Here is a 15,347-nt window from a genome sequence, read left to right as displayed (position 1 = left end):
CCTTCATGCGAACCCGAATAAAAATCTGCGGCCTGACCCGCGTTGCCGATGCTGTACACGCAGCCCGCTGTGGCGCAGATGCCATCGGCCTGGTGTTTTACCCGCCCAGCCCACGTCACATCGCGCTGGAGCAGGGCCGTACCATCAGCCGGGCGTTGCCCGCGTTTGTTACTCGTGTCGCGTTGTTTGTGGATGCCGATCCGGCACAAGTGGAAACAGTGCTCACGGATGTGCGCCCCGACCTGCTTCAGTTCCACGGTGATGAATCGCCCGAATACTGCCGCCAGTTTGGTGTACCTTATATCAAGGCAGCGCGGGTCAAGGCAGGCTTGAATTTGGTACAATATGCGGCTTTATATGCGGATGCGCAGGGTTTGCTGCTGGATGCCTTCGTACCCGGGCAGCCCGGCGGTACGGGGCTATCGTTCGATTGGACGCTGATTCCGGAAAACCTGCCGCTGCCGCTGATACTGTCCGGCGGGTTGGACCCGGAAAACGTGCGCCACGCAGTGCAAAGTGTACACCCGTGGGCGGTGGATGTTTCCAGCGGCGTTGAAACAAGTAAAGGCATCAAGGACGCGGCTAAAGTAGCGAAATTCATTCAAGAGGTGGGTAATGCGGATCGGTGAACTTCCGGACGAACGCGGGCATTTTGGCCCTTACGGCGGTATTTTCGTGGCAGAAACGCTGATCGCCGCGCTGGACGAACTGCGCCGCGAATACGAGCTTGCGCGCAAGGACGCTGCCTTCATGGCCGAATTCCGCCATGAGCTGAAGCACTATGTGGGTCGCCCCAGCCCCATTTATCATGCCAAACGCTGGTCGGAGCACTTGGGTGGCGCACAGATTTATCTCAAGCGCGAAGACCTCAATCACACCGGCGCGCACAAAATAAACAACACGATTGGTCAGGCGCTGTTGGCGCGGCGCATGGGCAAGAAGCGCGTCATCGCCGAAACCGGCGCGGGTCAGCACGGCGTCGCCTCCGCCACTGTCGCCGCACGCTATGGCATGGAATGCGTCGTCTACATGGGCGCCGATGATGTGGTGCGGCAGTCGCCCAATGTGTTTCGCATGAAGCTCCTCGGCGCCACCGTGGTGCCGGTGTCTTCCGGTTCCAAAACCTTGAAGGACGCACTCAACGAGGCCATGCGCGACTGGGTCACCAATGTCGAATCTACCTTCTACATACTTGGCACTGCCGCGGGCCCGCACCCTTACCCCATGCTGGTGCGTGATTTCCAGTCGGTCATTGGTGATGAATGCCTTACCCAAATGCCCGACATGATTGGCCGTCAGCCCGACGCGGTGATTGCCTGCGTAGGTGGCGGCTCCAATGCCATCGGAATTTTCTATCCATACATAGATCACAAAAACGTACGCTTGATCGGTGTCGAAGCTGGCGGTGACGGTGTTGCCACAGGCCGCCATGCTGCGCCCCTGTCCGCGGGTACTCCGGGTGTGCTGCACGGCTTCCGCAGTTATCTGATGCAGGACGAAAACGGCCAGATCATCGAAACCCACTCGATTTCTGCCGGCCTGGACTACCCCGGCGTCGGCCCCGAACACGCCTGGCTCAAAGACAGCGGCCGCGCCGAGTATGTTGCCATCAACGACGACGAAGCCCTGCGCGCCTTCCATGATTTATGCCGGTTTGAAGGCATCATTCCAGCGCTGGAATCCAGCCATGCACTCGCTCATGCAGCCAAGATTGCGCCGGGCATGAGCAAGGATCAGGTACTGCTGGTCAATCTGTCCGGGCGCGGGGATAAGGACATCAATACCGTGGCGAAGCTGTCAGGAATTGAACTGTAGACTGGGCGAGGCTTGCATGTATATCCCATCGCAATTCAAGGAAGAAAATTTGGAGCGGCTCACGGCGCTTATTGAAGATTATTCCTTTGGAACGCTTGTTTCTACACACGAAGGATTGCCTTTCGTGAGCCATCTTCCGTTTTTGTTTGAACAGGATGCGAGCCCTCACGGCAAGCTGATTGGGCATATGGCGCGCGCCAATCCGCAATGGCAGCATTTGGCTCAAGGGCAGATGGCGCTGGCGGTTTTTCAGGGGCCTCATGCTTATGTATCTTCCGGCTGGTATGCCAAGCCGGGTGTTCCTACCTGGAATTATGCCGTTGTGCATTTATATGGCAGAGCGAGGATAGTTGAAGAGGAATCTCAACTTGAGGAGATTCTCGATAAATTGACTGCAGTACATGATGCGGACTATCCAGAGACTATGCAGACGGGCTATATGCGCGAGAATAAAACACGACTTTTGGATATGATTGTCGGCTTCGAAATCGAAGTCACCGAAATTCAGGGAAAATTCAAACTCAGCCAGAATCGCAGCAATGACGATCAGCAAAGTGTCATTCAACATCTGCAAGCTTCAGCGATAGCCTCGGATAAGGAAACCGCAGCCTTGATGGTTTCAAATCTTAAAGCGCGGCGCTAATCCAAATTTACCTATTGGTTATCTATGTCTCGTATTTCATCCGTTTTTGAACAACTCAAGGCGCAACATAAAACCGCGCTGATTCCTTTCGTTACTGCAGGCGATCCTGACCCGCAGCTCACCGTGCCGATTCTGCATGCCCTGGCGGCGGCGGGGGCGGACATTATCGAACTGGGAGTTCCTTTTTCCGATCCGATGGCGGATGGCCCGACCATCCAGCGTGCGTCCGAGCGGGCGTTGAAGCATCATATCGGCCTGAAGGATGTGCTGGCGCTGGTGGCGGAGTTTCGCAAAACCAATACCGCCACCCCGATTGTGCTGATGGGTTATGCCAACCCGGTGGAACACATGGGGTATGAAACGTTTGCAAAAAATGCCGCAGCTGCCGGCGTGGACGGGGTGTTGACGGTGGATATCCCGCCCGAGGAAAGTACCGGCGTCGCCGATGTGTTTGCCGCCCATGGTGTGGACATGATTTTCCTGCTCTCGCCGACCACGCCCGAGGCGCGCATCAACGTGGTGGCGCAGAAGGCCAGCGGTTTTGTATATTACGTCTCGCTCAAGGGTGTAACTGGTTCGGCCAGCCTGGACCTGACAGAGGTAGCGTCGCATATCCCCGCCATCCGTGAGCATTGCGGGCTGCCTGTGGGTGTGGGATTCGGTATTCGCGATGGTGAAACCGCCCATGCCATCGCCCGGTTTGCCGATGCCGTAGTGATAGGAAGCCGTATCGTACAGGAGATAGAAAACTCTCCGCGCGAGAAAATTATTGAAAACCTCACTAACTTCGTGCGCGGTATCCGCGTTGCGATAGACGCCAAATAAGGAAATCCCATGAGCTGGTTCCAGAAAATCCTGCGTCCCAAGATCAACCGCAGAGAAACTGACGGTGTAGCCAAGAAAGTCATGCCGGAGGGATTGTGGAGTAAGTGCCCGACCTGTGAAACGGTGCTGTACCGAGCTGATCTGGAAAACAATCTGGAAGTCTGTCCCAAGTGCGGCCACCATCATCGTATTGATGCGCGTGCCCGCCTGGCAATACTGCTGGACGCGGAGGATCAAGAAGAGATCGGTGCCAATGTGACGCCGCTGGATACGTTGAAATTCAAGGATAGCAAGCGTTACATTGATCGTTTGACCGAAGCTCAACGCGCCACCGAGGAAAAGGACGCGCTGATCGTCATGCGGGGCAGCATATTGTCGGTACCGGTAGTCGTGGCGGCATTTGAATTCAAATTCATGGGCGGCTCGATGGGTGCAGTGGTGGGCGAACGTTTTGTACGCGGCGTCGAAACCTGTCTGGAGCATGGCTTGCCGTTTGTCTGTTATGCGGCCAGCGGCGGGGCACGCATGCAGGAAGGGCTGTTCTCGCTGATGCAGATGGCCAAGACCAGCGCGGCACTGACCAAGCTGGCCGAGGCGAAGTTGCCGTTTATTTCGGTGCTGACTGATCCGACCATGGGCGGCGTGTCCGCCAGTTTCGCGATGCTTGGCGATCTGATCATTGCCGAGCCTAAGGCACTCATCGGTTTTGCCGGACCACGCGTGATTGAACAGACGGTACGAGAAACCTTGCCGGAAGGCTTCCAGCGTTCCGAGTTTTTGCAACAGCACGGTGCGATAGACCTGATTATTGACCGCCGCGAAATGCGTGGACGACTCGCCAGTTTGCTCTCCATGATGCAGCGTATGCCTACTGCTGCCTGAATGCCAAAAAATTCCCCGGCCAATCTTGCAGATTGGCTGACCTACCTCGAAACGCTGCATCCCAAGACCATAGAGTTGGGACTGGAGCGTGTCAATGCAGTCAAAACGGCACTGCAACTCACACCATCCTTTCCGGTGATTCTCGTTGGCGGTACCAATGGCAAAGGATCCACCTGTGCCTATCTGGAAGCCATGCTTGCGGCAGCTGGCTATCGGGTAGGGCTGTATACCTCACCGCATCTGCTGCGCTACAACGAGCGTGTGCGCATTGATCATCGCGTAGCAGATGACGCAGCGCTGTGTACCGCTTTTTCTGCGGTTGAAACCGCGCGCGGTGCGGTATCGCTGAGTTATTTCGAGTTCGGCACCCTGGCCGCCATGTGGTTGTTTGCACGCGCCGAAGTCGATGTGGCGGTACTGGAAGTAGGCCTGGGCGGACGGCTGGATGCGGTCAATGTGTTCGATCCAGAATGCTCGATTGTCACCAGTGTGGATATCGACCACACCGAATATCTGGGCGACACGCGCGAGAAGATCGGGTTTGAAAAAGCGGGTATTTTTCGCGCCGGACGTCCGGCAATTTGCGGAGATGATCTGCCACCGCAATCGTTGTTGCAACATGCCGCCGACATTGGCGCGGATTTGTGCGCCATCGGCGTCGCGTTCAGCCCTGTGCCTGAAGCAAGCGGCTGGCATTACAACGGGCAACACAAATTTCGGGATTTACCCAATCCAGCCATGACGGGTCGGTATCAGTTCAATAATGCCGCTTGCGCAATCGCCGCACTGGAAACCTTGGGCGAACGCTTGCCGGTGACCGAGGCGGCGATTCGCCACGGCCTGCAGACCGCGTGCGCAGTGGGGCGCTTCCAGATATTGCCGGGACAGCCGGAGGTGATATTGGATGTGGCGCACAATCCCCATGCCGCAGCTGCGCTGGCAGTTAATTTAAAAGCCCGTCCGAGCCAGGGTAAAACACTGGTGCTCATGGCGATGCTTGCAGACAAGGACATAAACGGTGTGGTGCAAGCCATGCACAACGAGGTGGACGAATGGCTGGTGGCCAGCCTGGATGTGCCGCGCGGCGCAACAGCACAGGCTCTGCACGAGGTGCTGCGTAAAGCAGGGATCAACGCACCGATAACATGTAGTGATAATGTGGAGGACGGGTGGCGGCTTGCCTGTGAACGGGCCCGCGAAAATGATAGAATCTGCGTCTTTGGTTCCTTCTACACTGTCGCTCAAATGTTGCAGCTTACTGGCAGATAAACAGGAAAATATTGCATCATGGCCATTCAAGCCACTTCCGAAGAACAATTGCGTATGCGCCGTCGCGCGCGGCGCCGATTACTGGGTGCAGCGACACTGCTATTGCTGGCAGCGATAGTTCTGCCCATGTTGCTGGATAAGCAACCACGCCCGCTAGATCGCGATATCGAAATTCGCATCCCTTCGCCCACGGCAGCGCCGATGGCTTCCGCCCCGCCGGTGGCTTCCAGCACACCGTCTGTTCCGCCGACTACAACTCAATCGGCACCCGTTGCAACGGATAAAACAGCCCCACCATCCCCGGCAACAACGGTCGACCGGACCGAACCTGCCATTACCCCTTCCAGGCCGCCCGCGGATACGAATACTGCGCATGAGATGACTGCGCCCAAAATCGCGGCAGCGCCCAAGCCGGAACAAACTTCCGGTAAATCTTCGGAAAAACCCGCACAGAAGGCCGAGCCTGCTCCAAAATTAGCCAAAGCACCCCTTGAAAAACCTGCAGTCTCTACCCATTTTGTTGTTCAACTGGGTGCATTCAGCAATGCCGAAAATGTGCGTCAGTTGCGCGACAAACTCCTGGCCGGAGGAATTCATACCTATACTGAAGGCCTGCCGGGCGGTGCAACCAGAGTGCGTGCCGGACCATTCAAAACGCGTGAGCAGGCGGATAGTACGCAGGCCAGGATTGCATTGCTGGGGGTGCAAGCCACAGTGGTGAGTTTAGACAAACCGTGACCGGTTTCGATTTTGTTGTAATAGGTATCGTTGCTCTGTCAGTCCTGGTTGGACTGATGCGGGGGATGGTCAAAGAGGTATTGTCGCTGGCTGCCTGGGTGCTGGCCTTTGTTGCGGCAAAATCATTTGCCAGCACTGCAGCGAACATGATACCGGGTTTTATAAGCAATCCGGCATTGCGTTACCTGGCCGGATTTATCGCGATCTTCATCGTGGTGATGGCACTGGCAATGTTGCTGAGCATGCTTTTATCCGAATCGTTGAAAGCGCTCGGTCTGGGAGCGATGGATCGAATATTGGGGATGGTGTTCGGTTTTTTACGAGGTATGGTGATTGTAACCATTTTGGTCTTGTTGGCCGGGCTGACCCAATTGCCGAAAACCGATATATGGCGTCAAGCATTGCTTTCCGGGGTGTTTGAACATTTGGCTATTATGATTCAACCGTGGTTGCCGATTGATCTGGTCAATCATATTCATTACAGGTAATTATCATGTGCGGCATTATCGGCATCGTCTCTCATAGTCCCGTCAATCAGTTACTCTACGATGGCCTGCTGGTGCTCCAGCATCGTGGCCAGGATGCTGCTGGTATTGTTACCGCCGAGGGCAACACTTTCCACATGCACAAGGCCAACGGCCTGGTGCGCGATGTGTTCCGCACCCGCGACATGCGCAATCTGCTGGGCAACGCAGGTATCGGTCATGTGCGTTATCCGACTGCCGGCAATGCCGCTTCGAGCGCCGAGGCGCAGCCGTTTTATGTCAATTCGCCGTTCGGTGTCGTGCTTGGTCACAATGGCAATCTAACCAATGCTGATCAGCTCAAGGAAGACCTATTCCGCCTCGATCTGCGTCACGTCAATACCAGCTCCGACTCCGAAGTATTGCTGAATGTGCTGGCGCACGAACTGGTCGAAGTGGGTAACAGCCAGCGGCTCAATCCGGAGCGGATTTTCAAGGCGGTATCCGGTGTGCATCGGCGCTGCAAAGGCGCCTATGCAGTGGTGGCAATGATTGCCGGGCATGGCCTGCTGGCGTTCCGTGACCCATACGGCATCCGCCCGTTGATCATTGGCAGCAGGCAGAGTGCTGAAGGCATGGAATACATGGTGGCCTCGGAAAGTGTGGCGATTGATGCGCTGGATTTCAAAATCATGCGCGATGTGGCACCCGGCGAAGCGATATATATCGATGAAGCCGGGCAGTTTCACAGCATGCAGTGCGCGCAACAGCATCAATATTATCCGTGCATTTTCGAATACGTTTACCTGGCGCGTCCGGATTCGGTGATCGATGGCGTGTCCGTGTACGAGAGCCGGCTGCGCATGGGCGAGAGTCTGGCGGAAAAGATACGCCGCGACTGGAGCCATCTACAGATTGACGTGGTGATCCCGATTCCCGATACCAGTCGCCCCAGCGCGCTGCAACTGGCCAACCAGCTTGGCCTGGACTACCGTGAAGGGTTTATCAAGAATCGCTATATTGGCCGCACTTTCATCATGCCGGGGCAGGCGATGCGCAAGAAATCGGTGCGCCAGAAACTCAACGCCATCGGTATTGAATTCAAAGGCAAAAACGTACTGCTGGTGGATGATTCCATCGTGCGCGGCACCACCAGCCGCGAGATTGTACAGATGGCCAGGGATGCCGGCGCACGCCAGGTATTCTTTGCATCCGCTGCGCCGCCGGTGCGTTTTCCCAATGTGTATGGCATCGATATGCCTACGCGCCAGGAATTGCTTGCCACCGGCCGTAACGATGCGGAAATTGCCCGTGAAATTGGCGCGGATGCCTTGATTTATCAGGATATCGATTCGCTGATCGACGCCGTGCGCGAACTCAATCCGGGTTTGTTGCATTTCGATGCGTCCTGCTTCAATGGAGAATATGTTACTGGTGATATCTCCGAAGCCTATCTGGCCTTGATCGAGTCCGTGCGCTGCAATCCAGGTATGAAAGACGGCAAGGACATGGATACCCTGCAGCTTGACCTTAATCTGGTCGCTGGCGGGCGCGGTGGTTGACGCGCTGTTGCGGGTAGGGCTATAGTCAATCCACACGCGCCGATTTGAAACAGCTTGCGGGCGCTTAATAAATTCAGCTAAAGCGGAACAACCCGTTCCAGCTTCTGGCTGAACGGGTTTTTTATTGGAGACAGCATGGACGAAAATTACGATATTGAAACCCTGGGCGTGCGCGCCGGTATAGAGCGCAGCCAGTTCAACGAGCATAGCGAGGCGTTGTTCCTCACTTCCAGCTTCGTGTTCAACAGTGCCGCGCAGGCAGCGGCGCGCTTCAAAGGTGAAGAACCGGGCAATATTTACGCGCGCTTCACCAACCCCACCGTGACCATGTTCGAACAGCGTCTGGCCGCACTGGAGGGAGCGGAGCGCTGTGTCGCTACGGCTTCCGGCATGTCCGCCATCCTGGCCACCGTGATGGGGCTGCTGTCGGCCGGCGACCATATTGTTGCTTCGCGTTCCATCTTCGGTTCCACCGTGCAATTGTTCAACAACATCATGGCGCGCTTTGGAGTTGAGACGACGCTGGTGTCACCGACGGATCTGGACGAATGGCGCCGCGCCATTCGTCCCAATACCAAGTTATTTTTCGTTGAATCGCCATCCAATCCACTGACTGAAATCAGCGATATCGGTGCGCTCGCTGCCCTGGCCCGGGAATGCGGCGCGCGGCTTGCGGTGGATAACTGTTTCTGTTCTCCGGCGCTACAACGCCCGCTGGAACTGGGCGCGGATATCGTGATTCATTCCGCTACCAAATACCTGGATGGCCAGGGCAGGGTGCTGGGCGGTGCTGTCCTGGGCAGCAAGGAACTGATGGAAGGCGTGTTCACTTTTTTGCGTACTGCCGGCCCTACCCTGAGCGCATTCAATGCCTGGGTGTTCCTGAAGGGGCTGGAAACGCTCAAGCTGCGCATGGATGCGCATTCAGCCTCGGCACTGCAACTGGCGAACTGGCTGGAACAGCATCCGGGTGTGGCGCGAGTGTATTATCCGGGCCTGTCATCGCATCCCCAGCACGCGCTGGCCATGCGCCAGCAGCGCAGCGGCGGCGGTATCGTCGCGTTTGATGTGAAGGGGGGCAAGGAAGCGGCATGGAAAGTAGTGGATGCAACCCGCATGATCTCGATCACCGCGAATCTGGGCGATGCAAAAACCACCATTACCCATCCGGCTACCACCACGCATGGCCGATTGTCCCCGGAGCAGCGCAGCGCAGCCAGTATCGGTGACGGTCTGTTGCGGGTGGCGGTTGGACTGGAATCAGTGCGCGATATTCGGAATGATCTGGCTAGAGGGTTAGACGCGCTATGAACAAGTTGGCTAAAAAACTGCTCTGGGTGGTACTGTTATGGCCTATGTTGGGATTGGCCGAGAGCATGACGGAACTGGATTATCTCGATCAGGATCCTGGTACTGCGGCTTATCCCACCCGTATCCTGGTGAACAAAAAATTCATGCGTATGGATTCGGGCAAGGACGCCGGCGATTTCATTTTGATGGATCGCCACACCGGCACGGTTTATAACGTGATACGGAGCGAGGCAAATATTTACCGCTACAATCCGCATCCGGTGACGCTGGCAAAGCCCACGCCCTGGAAAATCCAGGAGCAGGTCAAACAGCTGCCAGGCAACACGCGCAAATTTACCATCGGCGTCAATGGCAAGCCATGCATGGAAATCACAGCGACTGACAAACTTTTACCCGATGTCACCTCAGCACTTGCCACCTATCGGCAAACGCTGTCCTGGGTGGAAGCGTTAACCTGGCAGCGTACCCCCCCGGAAATGCGCGATCAGTGCGATCTGGCACAACATGTATTCGAGATCCGGCGTACCTTGCAATACGGGCTGCCTATTGAAGAGGTGTACGCCAATGGGCGCAGCCGTCGCTATGTCTCACACAGTACGCATGCATCGCAAGCGGCATTATTTGAATTGCCGCCCAAATACAAAATCATTAACGCGGATCAGGTTCAGGGCAAGTGAGTGAATGTGTACTGCAACCTTCAGCATCGCAGCGTAGATAGCCTCCGCTGTCATACCAGTCCTGCAATACCCAGCGCTCGCAGGCATGTCCATCGATTTGCAGAAGGTGGCGCGCAGGACGGTGAGTATGGCCATGGATCAGGCGCGGATAAGCATATTCGCGCAGGATTTCGATTACCGCCTGTTGATTGACGTCCATGATCGCGGCGGTTTTTCCCTGTTTGGCTTGTTCGCTCTGGTTGCGTGCCTGTTGTGCCATGGCGTGACGTTTTGCGAGCGGCTGTGCCAGAAAACCTGACTGCCAGGCAGGATCGCGCACCTGTGCGCGGAAAGCCAGATAGGCTGCATCATCGGTGCATAGCGTGTCGCCATGCATCAGCAAGGTTGGTTGGCCGTATATATCCATCATCGTGGGGTCAGCCAGCAGACGCGCGCCGCTGGCATCGGCAAATGGCCGCGCCAGCAAAAAGTCGCGATTGCCGTGCATCAGGTATACGGCCACGCCGCTATCTGAAAGGCTCCGTAATGCCTCAACAACACTGCGACTCAACGATGTTTCGTCATCATCCCCCACCCAGGATTCGAACAGGTCCCCAAGTATGTACAGGGCCTCGGCGTTGCGCGCGTGCGTCCTCAGGAAATCAAAAAAAAGCCGGCTGATTTGCGGCCGGCTTTCGCACAGGTGCAGATCGGAGATGAACAGGCTATGCGGGATGCCGCTCATCCGATCAGACGACTTCAGCGCGCTCGATGATGACATCTTCAGCAGGGACGTCCTGGTGGCCGGCACGACTGCCGGTTTTGACCTTCTTGATTTTGTCCACCACGTCCTGGCCTTCCACTACCTTGCCGAATACGCAGTAGCCAAAGCCTTGCGGTGTGGCGGCAGTAAAATTGAGGAAGCTGTTGTTGGCGATGTTGATGAAGAACTGTGCGGTCGCCGAATGCGGGTCTGGGGTACGTGCCATGGCAACGGTATAGGCCTCATTTTTTAGGCCATTGGCGGCTTCGTTTTCGACCGGTGCATTGGTGGGCTTCTGGCTCATGCCGGGTTCAAATCCGCCACCCTGCACCATGAAACCGTCAATCACGCGATGAAAAATAGTGTTGTTGTAAGCGCCGCTATTTACATAGTCGAGAAAATTGGCGACAGTCTTGGGTGCCTTGTCAGCGTAGAGGTCGAGAGTGATGATGCCGTGATTGGTGTGCAGCTTGACCATGTATATGCTCCGTATTGAATGTAAGTTAAAGAGTGGTTTCCATGACGATTTTCCATTCGCCATTCGTATGTTGCCAATATTGCTGCTTGCGACTACGGGCGTTCAAATTGTTGCTCCGATAATCCTGATCGAAATTGACCACCGCCAGGTTGGCCTCGCCGGGATATTCAAGTGCGCTAATTTGTGACAGTTTGACCTTGATCCAGCTTTTCGTCTCGTTAATACGTCGCTTGTCTGCGGCCCATTCGCTCAGGTTTTCACCATTTGCGCTGAAATTTGAGGCGTAATGGTTCAGATAAAGTGAGGGCTTGAGACTTTCCCAGTCACGCCGCCAGGATTCCACGGCACTTAGCAGAGTTGCCTTGTCGTTATTGATACTCTGCGGAGCAACCCAGTCAATATGCGAGGTAATAACCATCGGCGTTTTCCCTACGGTCAGATATTTACCCAGTTCGCTCAAGTCAGCATTCGCCAGCACGACACAACCGTCACTGGATTTTGGTGCGCGACTGTAGGTATTGTTTGGTGTGCCATGCAGCCAGATACCATGTCCGTGTCGTCCCTGTCTTTGATCCCAGTCGTTGGGATAATTGAGCGGGAAGACTTCATCACCGTATAAAGCTCCTATTTTTTTGCCATCTTTTTTTCCGGTAATGTAATACACGCCCAGCGGCGTACGTTTATCACCTTCACGCATTTTGTCGACGCCATTCTTGCCGATAGTGACATAAAAATCGGCAAGGTGTGTCAATACGCCATTCTGATTTTGAAACAGGTATAAACGCGATTTAGAAGTGTCTACTACAACGGCTGTTGTCTGGCTCGAGTCGAGTTTCAGTAACTCCCGGGGCACCAGTCCGCTGGCAGGCCGCTGCAGATAGCTATTCAATCGTACGCGTGCTTCTGAGCGCAAATCATCGAGCTGAGGTGGAGCGGCGTTGACGTTGCCCAAGCTCAGGATAGGCTGAACCCGGGCTAGCAGCAAATCGCCGCGGATGAGTTGCGCGAGACGAAAATCCGGGTAAAGGCTTACCAGATGATTGATGCTTTCGAGAGCCTGATCGAGATGATTGTGGCTGATCGAAAGGAGTGCCTGATTGAGCATGGCTTCCGGATGATTGGGTTCCGGCTTGAAAGGGCGCGGCGATTCGTTCGATAGCGAAAAAGGCGCTGTCGCCATCGCCATGAGTTCCTGCGTTTGCGCGGTAGTCGCCACGCACAGCATGACCAGCAGCATGGCAGTTATGATTTTTACCAAGATACTGGACGAAGGCATAGGGAATCAGGCAACGGGTAGATTTAGCGACTGCGTTCTTCGACAATTTGCCATTTGTGGCCGGACTTTACCAGTTCCATCACTTTATGGGTGCGCGAAACCAGTTTATCGGAACGATAGCTTTGCCGGAAGTTCGCCTGGTAACGGTTGGCGCCGAGGTCTTTAATATGTATGTCCGTTAATTCAACGGCTATTTTCTTGGGGGATGTAATCCGTTCGCGACGGCTGTTCTCCCACGATGTCCGTGATTCCCCGCCGGATGGCTTGAATTTGGGAGAATAAGCGGCAAGATAGGCATCGACATCGCGCCTGGACCAGGCCTTGGCCCAGGCTTCAATAGCAGCAGTCACTGCGGCATCATCCGGATTTTCCTTGGGCGCTGCAATTTTTTCCTGGGCCTTGGCTACTGTTCCCGGTGGTTTCACGGAGAGTAGTGCAACTGGCTTGGCTGCAGTAGTGGCAACGATGGTTTTTTCATCCAGCATTTTTCCAGCTGCAGGTTTCCTTGCTTTATCGTTGGCAGTTTTGGCTGGCACGGGATTGTCGTTTTTGCTGAATAATTCGCGAATCAACAACAATTTTGTTTGCGCAGAAGTATTGCGGGTATCGAGCTGTAAGGCTTTGTCGTAGGCGGCAGTAGCCATTTTGGCATATATGTCGCCCAGATTTTCCTGAGCTGTGGCATAGCTAGGGTTGGTGCGGATTGCCATTTGCAATGCGGTTTTTGCTTCGTCGTACTTGCCTTGTGCGGCATACAGTACGGCCAGATTATTGTAGGGTTCTGGCAAACTCGGGAAATCCCTGGTGAGTGCAGAGAAGGTTTTGATGGCTTCTGCCTTATTGTTCTGTTCAGTCAGAATCAGGCCCTTCATAAAACGTGTTTGCGCATCTTGTGGATGCTTTGCGATGTAGGCGTTCGCCTGGTCAAGTGCTGCGGCCAGCTGTCCTTGCTTCATTAAATTGCTAATCTCTTGTACTTCAGGTGCAGGTGCTGCGTTTGCTGAAAATGAGAATATGGAAAACAGGGCAAATAAAAGTACAAAAATTGAAGGGGATTTCATTATGTTATACTCGGTCAGCCACGATTCCAGGGAGGCTAATTCTAGCAAGAACTCCTACGGCTTCAAAATCTTCGCTACTTTCTTTCATTCGCAATTTATATCATGCTGACCGTCTATAATTCCCTGGGCCGCGAAAAGCAGACCTTTATTCCGATTACTCCCGGCCAGGTGCGCATGTATGTGTGCGGCATGACAGTGTATGACTATTGTCACTTGGGTCATGCACGCGTACTGGTGGTTTTTGATATGGTGACGCGCTGGTTGCGCGCGTCAGGTTATGTTGTTGAGTATGTGCGCAACGTGACCGACATCGACGACAAAATCATCAAGCGCGCCGCCGAGAATCACGAATCCATCAACGCACTCACTACGCGCTTTATCGCCGCGATGAATGAGGACGCCGCCGCGCTGGGTGTGCTGCCGCCTACCCATGAGCCGCGCGCCACCGAATTCGTCGCGCCCATGCTGCATATGATCGAAACCCTGATCGCGCGTGGCCTGGCTTACCCGGCTGAGAATGGCGATGTCTACTACGCGGTGCATGCTTTTCCCGGTTACGGCAAGCTGTCTGGAAAATCGCTGGATGAATTGCGTGCGGGCGAGCGCGTCGAAGTGGACCGGAACAAGCGTGACCCGCTCGATTTCGTGCTGTGGAAAGCTGCCAAGGCAGGCGAGCCGGCGTGGGATTCGCCGTGGGGAGCCGGACGTCCGGGCTGGCATATCGAGTGCTCGGCGATGGGCGAACATTATTTCGGCGCGCATTTCGACATCCATGGCGGCGGGCAGGATCTGCAGTTTCCCCACCACGAAAACGAAATCGCACAGTCCGAGGGTGCCCACAGTTGCACCTTTGTGAACTACTGGATGCACAACGGTTTCGTGCGCGTGGATAACGAAAAGATGTCCAAGTCGCTGGGCAACTTTTTCACCATCCGCGAAGTGCTGACCCGCTATGATCCCGAAACCGTGCGCTTCTTCATCCTGCGCGCGCATTACCGCAGCCCGCTGAATTATTCCGACCAGCATCTGGATGACGCCAGGCAGTCGCTGACCCGGCTATACACGTCGTTGCGGGATATTCCGCCGCTGGGCATCCAGATCGATTGGGCGCACCCGCATGCGGCGCGTTTCAAGGCGGCGATGGACGACGACTTCAATAGCGCCGAGGCCATGGCGGTGTTGTTCGAACTGGCAAGCGAGACCAACAAGTCGCGTTCGGTGCAGGATGCTGCGTTGCTGCGCGCGCTTGGCGGCGTGCTGGGTTTGCTGCAAAACGATCCGGCAAGCTATCTGCAGGCGCTGACCGGCAGTGCCTATTCAGCACAACAGATAGACCAACTGATCGCTGACCGTGCGGCGGCGCGCAAGGCCAAAAATTTTGCCGAAGGCGATCGTATCCGCAAGCAATTGCTGGACGCCGGGATCGTGCTGGAGGATGGCGCACAAGGCACCAGCTGGCGGCGCGAGTAATACTGAAAACGGCGATTAATCCACGAAAAACACAAAAGACACGAAATCAATCAATATATTGCATTGATTAAGTCATTCACCTTTTAGGAGGTGGTCTACAATTTCTATTTCATTGAATATTTTGCGAGCTTTTG

The 15,347-nt window shown here is 55.1% G+C and carries 16 protein-coding genes; 12 read left to right on the top strand and 4 right to left on the bottom strand.

What is annotated here, in order from left to right:
* Positions 1-5: 5 nt before the first annotated feature.
* From EI185_RS12960 to EI185_RS12910, 11 genes are all read left to right on the top strand, one after another.
* A complete protein-coding gene (locus EI185_RS12960) occupies positions 6-629 on the top strand; it encodes a phosphoribosylanthranilate isomerase (RefSeq protein WP_124705574.1) in 624 nt (207 codons plus the stop codon).
* Positions 616-1,815, top strand: a complete 1,200-nt coding sequence (trpB, locus tag EI185_RS12955; RefSeq protein WP_124705573.1) for a tryptophan synthase subunit beta — start codon at positions 616-618, stop codon at positions 1,813-1,815. The genes EI185_RS12960 and trpB overlap by 14 nt, the downstream gene beginning before the upstream one ends.
* Positions 1,816-1,831: 16 nt before the next feature.
* Positions 1,832-2,458, top strand: coding sequence for an FMN-binding negative transcriptional regulator (locus tag EI185_RS12950; RefSeq protein WP_124705572.1), 627 nt, complete (start codon positions 1,832-1,834; stop codon positions 2,456-2,458).
* A 24-nt stretch (positions 2,459-2,482) separates the two neighbouring features.
* Positions 2,483-3,283 (top strand): tryptophan synthase subunit alpha, encoded by an 801-nt coding sequence (gene trpA, locus EI185_RS12945; protein WP_124705571.1) that lies wholly within the window; start codon positions 2,483-2,485, stop codon positions 3,281-3,283.
* Between the two features lie 9 nt (positions 3,284-3,292).
* A complete protein-coding gene (gene accD, locus EI185_RS12940) occupies positions 3,293-4,165 on the top strand; it encodes an acetyl-CoA carboxylase, carboxyltransferase subunit beta (protein ID WP_124705570.1) in 873 nt (290 codons plus the stop codon).
* Complete coding sequence (gene folC, locus EI185_RS12935; protein WP_124705569.1) at positions 4,166-5,434, top strand: bifunctional tetrahydrofolate synthase/dihydrofolate synthase; 1,269 nt, start codon at positions 4,166-4,168, stop codon at positions 5,432-5,434. It begins immediately after the preceding gene.
* An 18-nt stretch (positions 5,435-5,452) separates the two neighbouring features.
* Entirely contained in the window at positions 5,453-6,172 is a 720-nt protein-coding gene (locus EI185_RS12930; protein WP_124705568.1) for an SPOR domain-containing protein, read from the top strand.
* Complete coding sequence (locus tag EI185_RS12925; protein WP_189836403.1) at positions 6,169-6,660, top strand: CvpA family protein; 492 nt, start codon at positions 6,169-6,171, stop codon at positions 6,658-6,660. The genes EI185_RS12930 and EI185_RS12925 overlap by 4 nt, the downstream gene beginning before the upstream one ends.
* A 5-nt stretch (positions 6,661-6,665) precedes the next feature.
* Positions 6,666-8,198 (top strand): amidophosphoribosyltransferase, encoded by a 1,533-nt coding sequence (gene purF, locus EI185_RS12920; RefSeq protein WP_124705566.1) that lies wholly within the window; start codon positions 6,666-6,668, stop codon positions 8,196-8,198.
* Positions 8,199-8,333: 135 nt separating this feature from the next.
* Positions 8,334-9,509, top strand: coding sequence for an O-succinylhomoserine sulfhydrylase (locus EI185_RS12915; RefSeq protein ID WP_124705565.1), 1,176 nt, complete (start codon positions 8,334-8,336; stop codon positions 9,507-9,509).
* On the top strand, positions 9,506-10,186 hold the full coding sequence (locus tag EI185_RS12910; protein ID WP_124705564.1) for a hypothetical protein: 681 nt from the start codon (positions 9,506-9,508) through the stop codon (positions 10,184-10,186). The genes EI185_RS12915 and EI185_RS12910 overlap by 4 nt, the downstream gene beginning before the upstream one ends.
* Here the strand turns inward: EI185_RS12910 and EI185_RS12905 are convergent.
* The 4 genes from EI185_RS12905 to EI185_RS12890 form a co-directional block, all read right to left on the bottom strand.
* Positions 10,158-10,946, bottom strand: coding sequence for a UDP-2,3-diacylglucosamine diphosphatase (locus tag EI185_RS12905; RefSeq protein ID WP_189836402.1), 789 nt, complete (start codon positions 10,944-10,946; stop codon positions 10,158-10,160). The two genes, EI185_RS12910 and EI185_RS12905, sit on opposite strands and share 29 nt — an antisense overlap.
* The gene (locus tag EI185_RS12900; protein ID WP_124705563.1) at positions 10,915-11,406 is read right to left on the bottom strand and encodes a peptidylprolyl isomerase; all 492 of its coding nucleotides are present in this window, start codon (positions 11,404-11,406) and stop codon (positions 10,915-10,917) included. The genes EI185_RS12905 and EI185_RS12900 overlap by 32 nt, the downstream gene beginning before the upstream one ends.
* A 25-nt stretch (positions 11,407-11,431) precedes the next feature.
* Positions 11,432-12,643, bottom strand: a complete 1,212-nt coding sequence (locus EI185_RS12895; protein ID WP_189836401.1) for a L,D-transpeptidase family protein — start codon at positions 12,641-12,643, stop codon at positions 11,432-11,434.
* Positions 12,644-12,705: 62 nt separating this feature from the next.
* Entirely contained in the window at positions 12,706-13,743 is a 1,038-nt protein-coding gene (locus EI185_RS12890; RefSeq protein WP_124705561.1) for a nuclear transport factor 2 family protein, read from the bottom strand.
* 102 nt (positions 13,744-13,845) lie between these two features.
* Here EI185_RS12890 and cysS point away from each other — a divergent pair, with 102 nt between their 5' ends.
* Entirely contained in the window at positions 13,846-15,213 is a 1,368-nt protein-coding gene (gene cysS, locus EI185_RS12885) for a cysteine--tRNA ligase (RefSeq protein WP_124705560.1), read from the top strand.
* The last annotated feature ends 134 nt before the right edge of the window (positions 15,214-15,347 follow it).

Origin of the sequence: Sulfuriferula multivorans (assembly GCF_003851125.1) — a bacterium.
In the GTDB taxonomy this organism is placed as follows: domain Bacteria; phylum Pseudomonadota; class Gammaproteobacteria; order Burkholderiales; family Sulfuriferulaceae; genus Sulfuriferula; species Sulfuriferula multivorans.
This window is presented reverse-complemented; position numbering and strand designations above follow the sequence as displayed.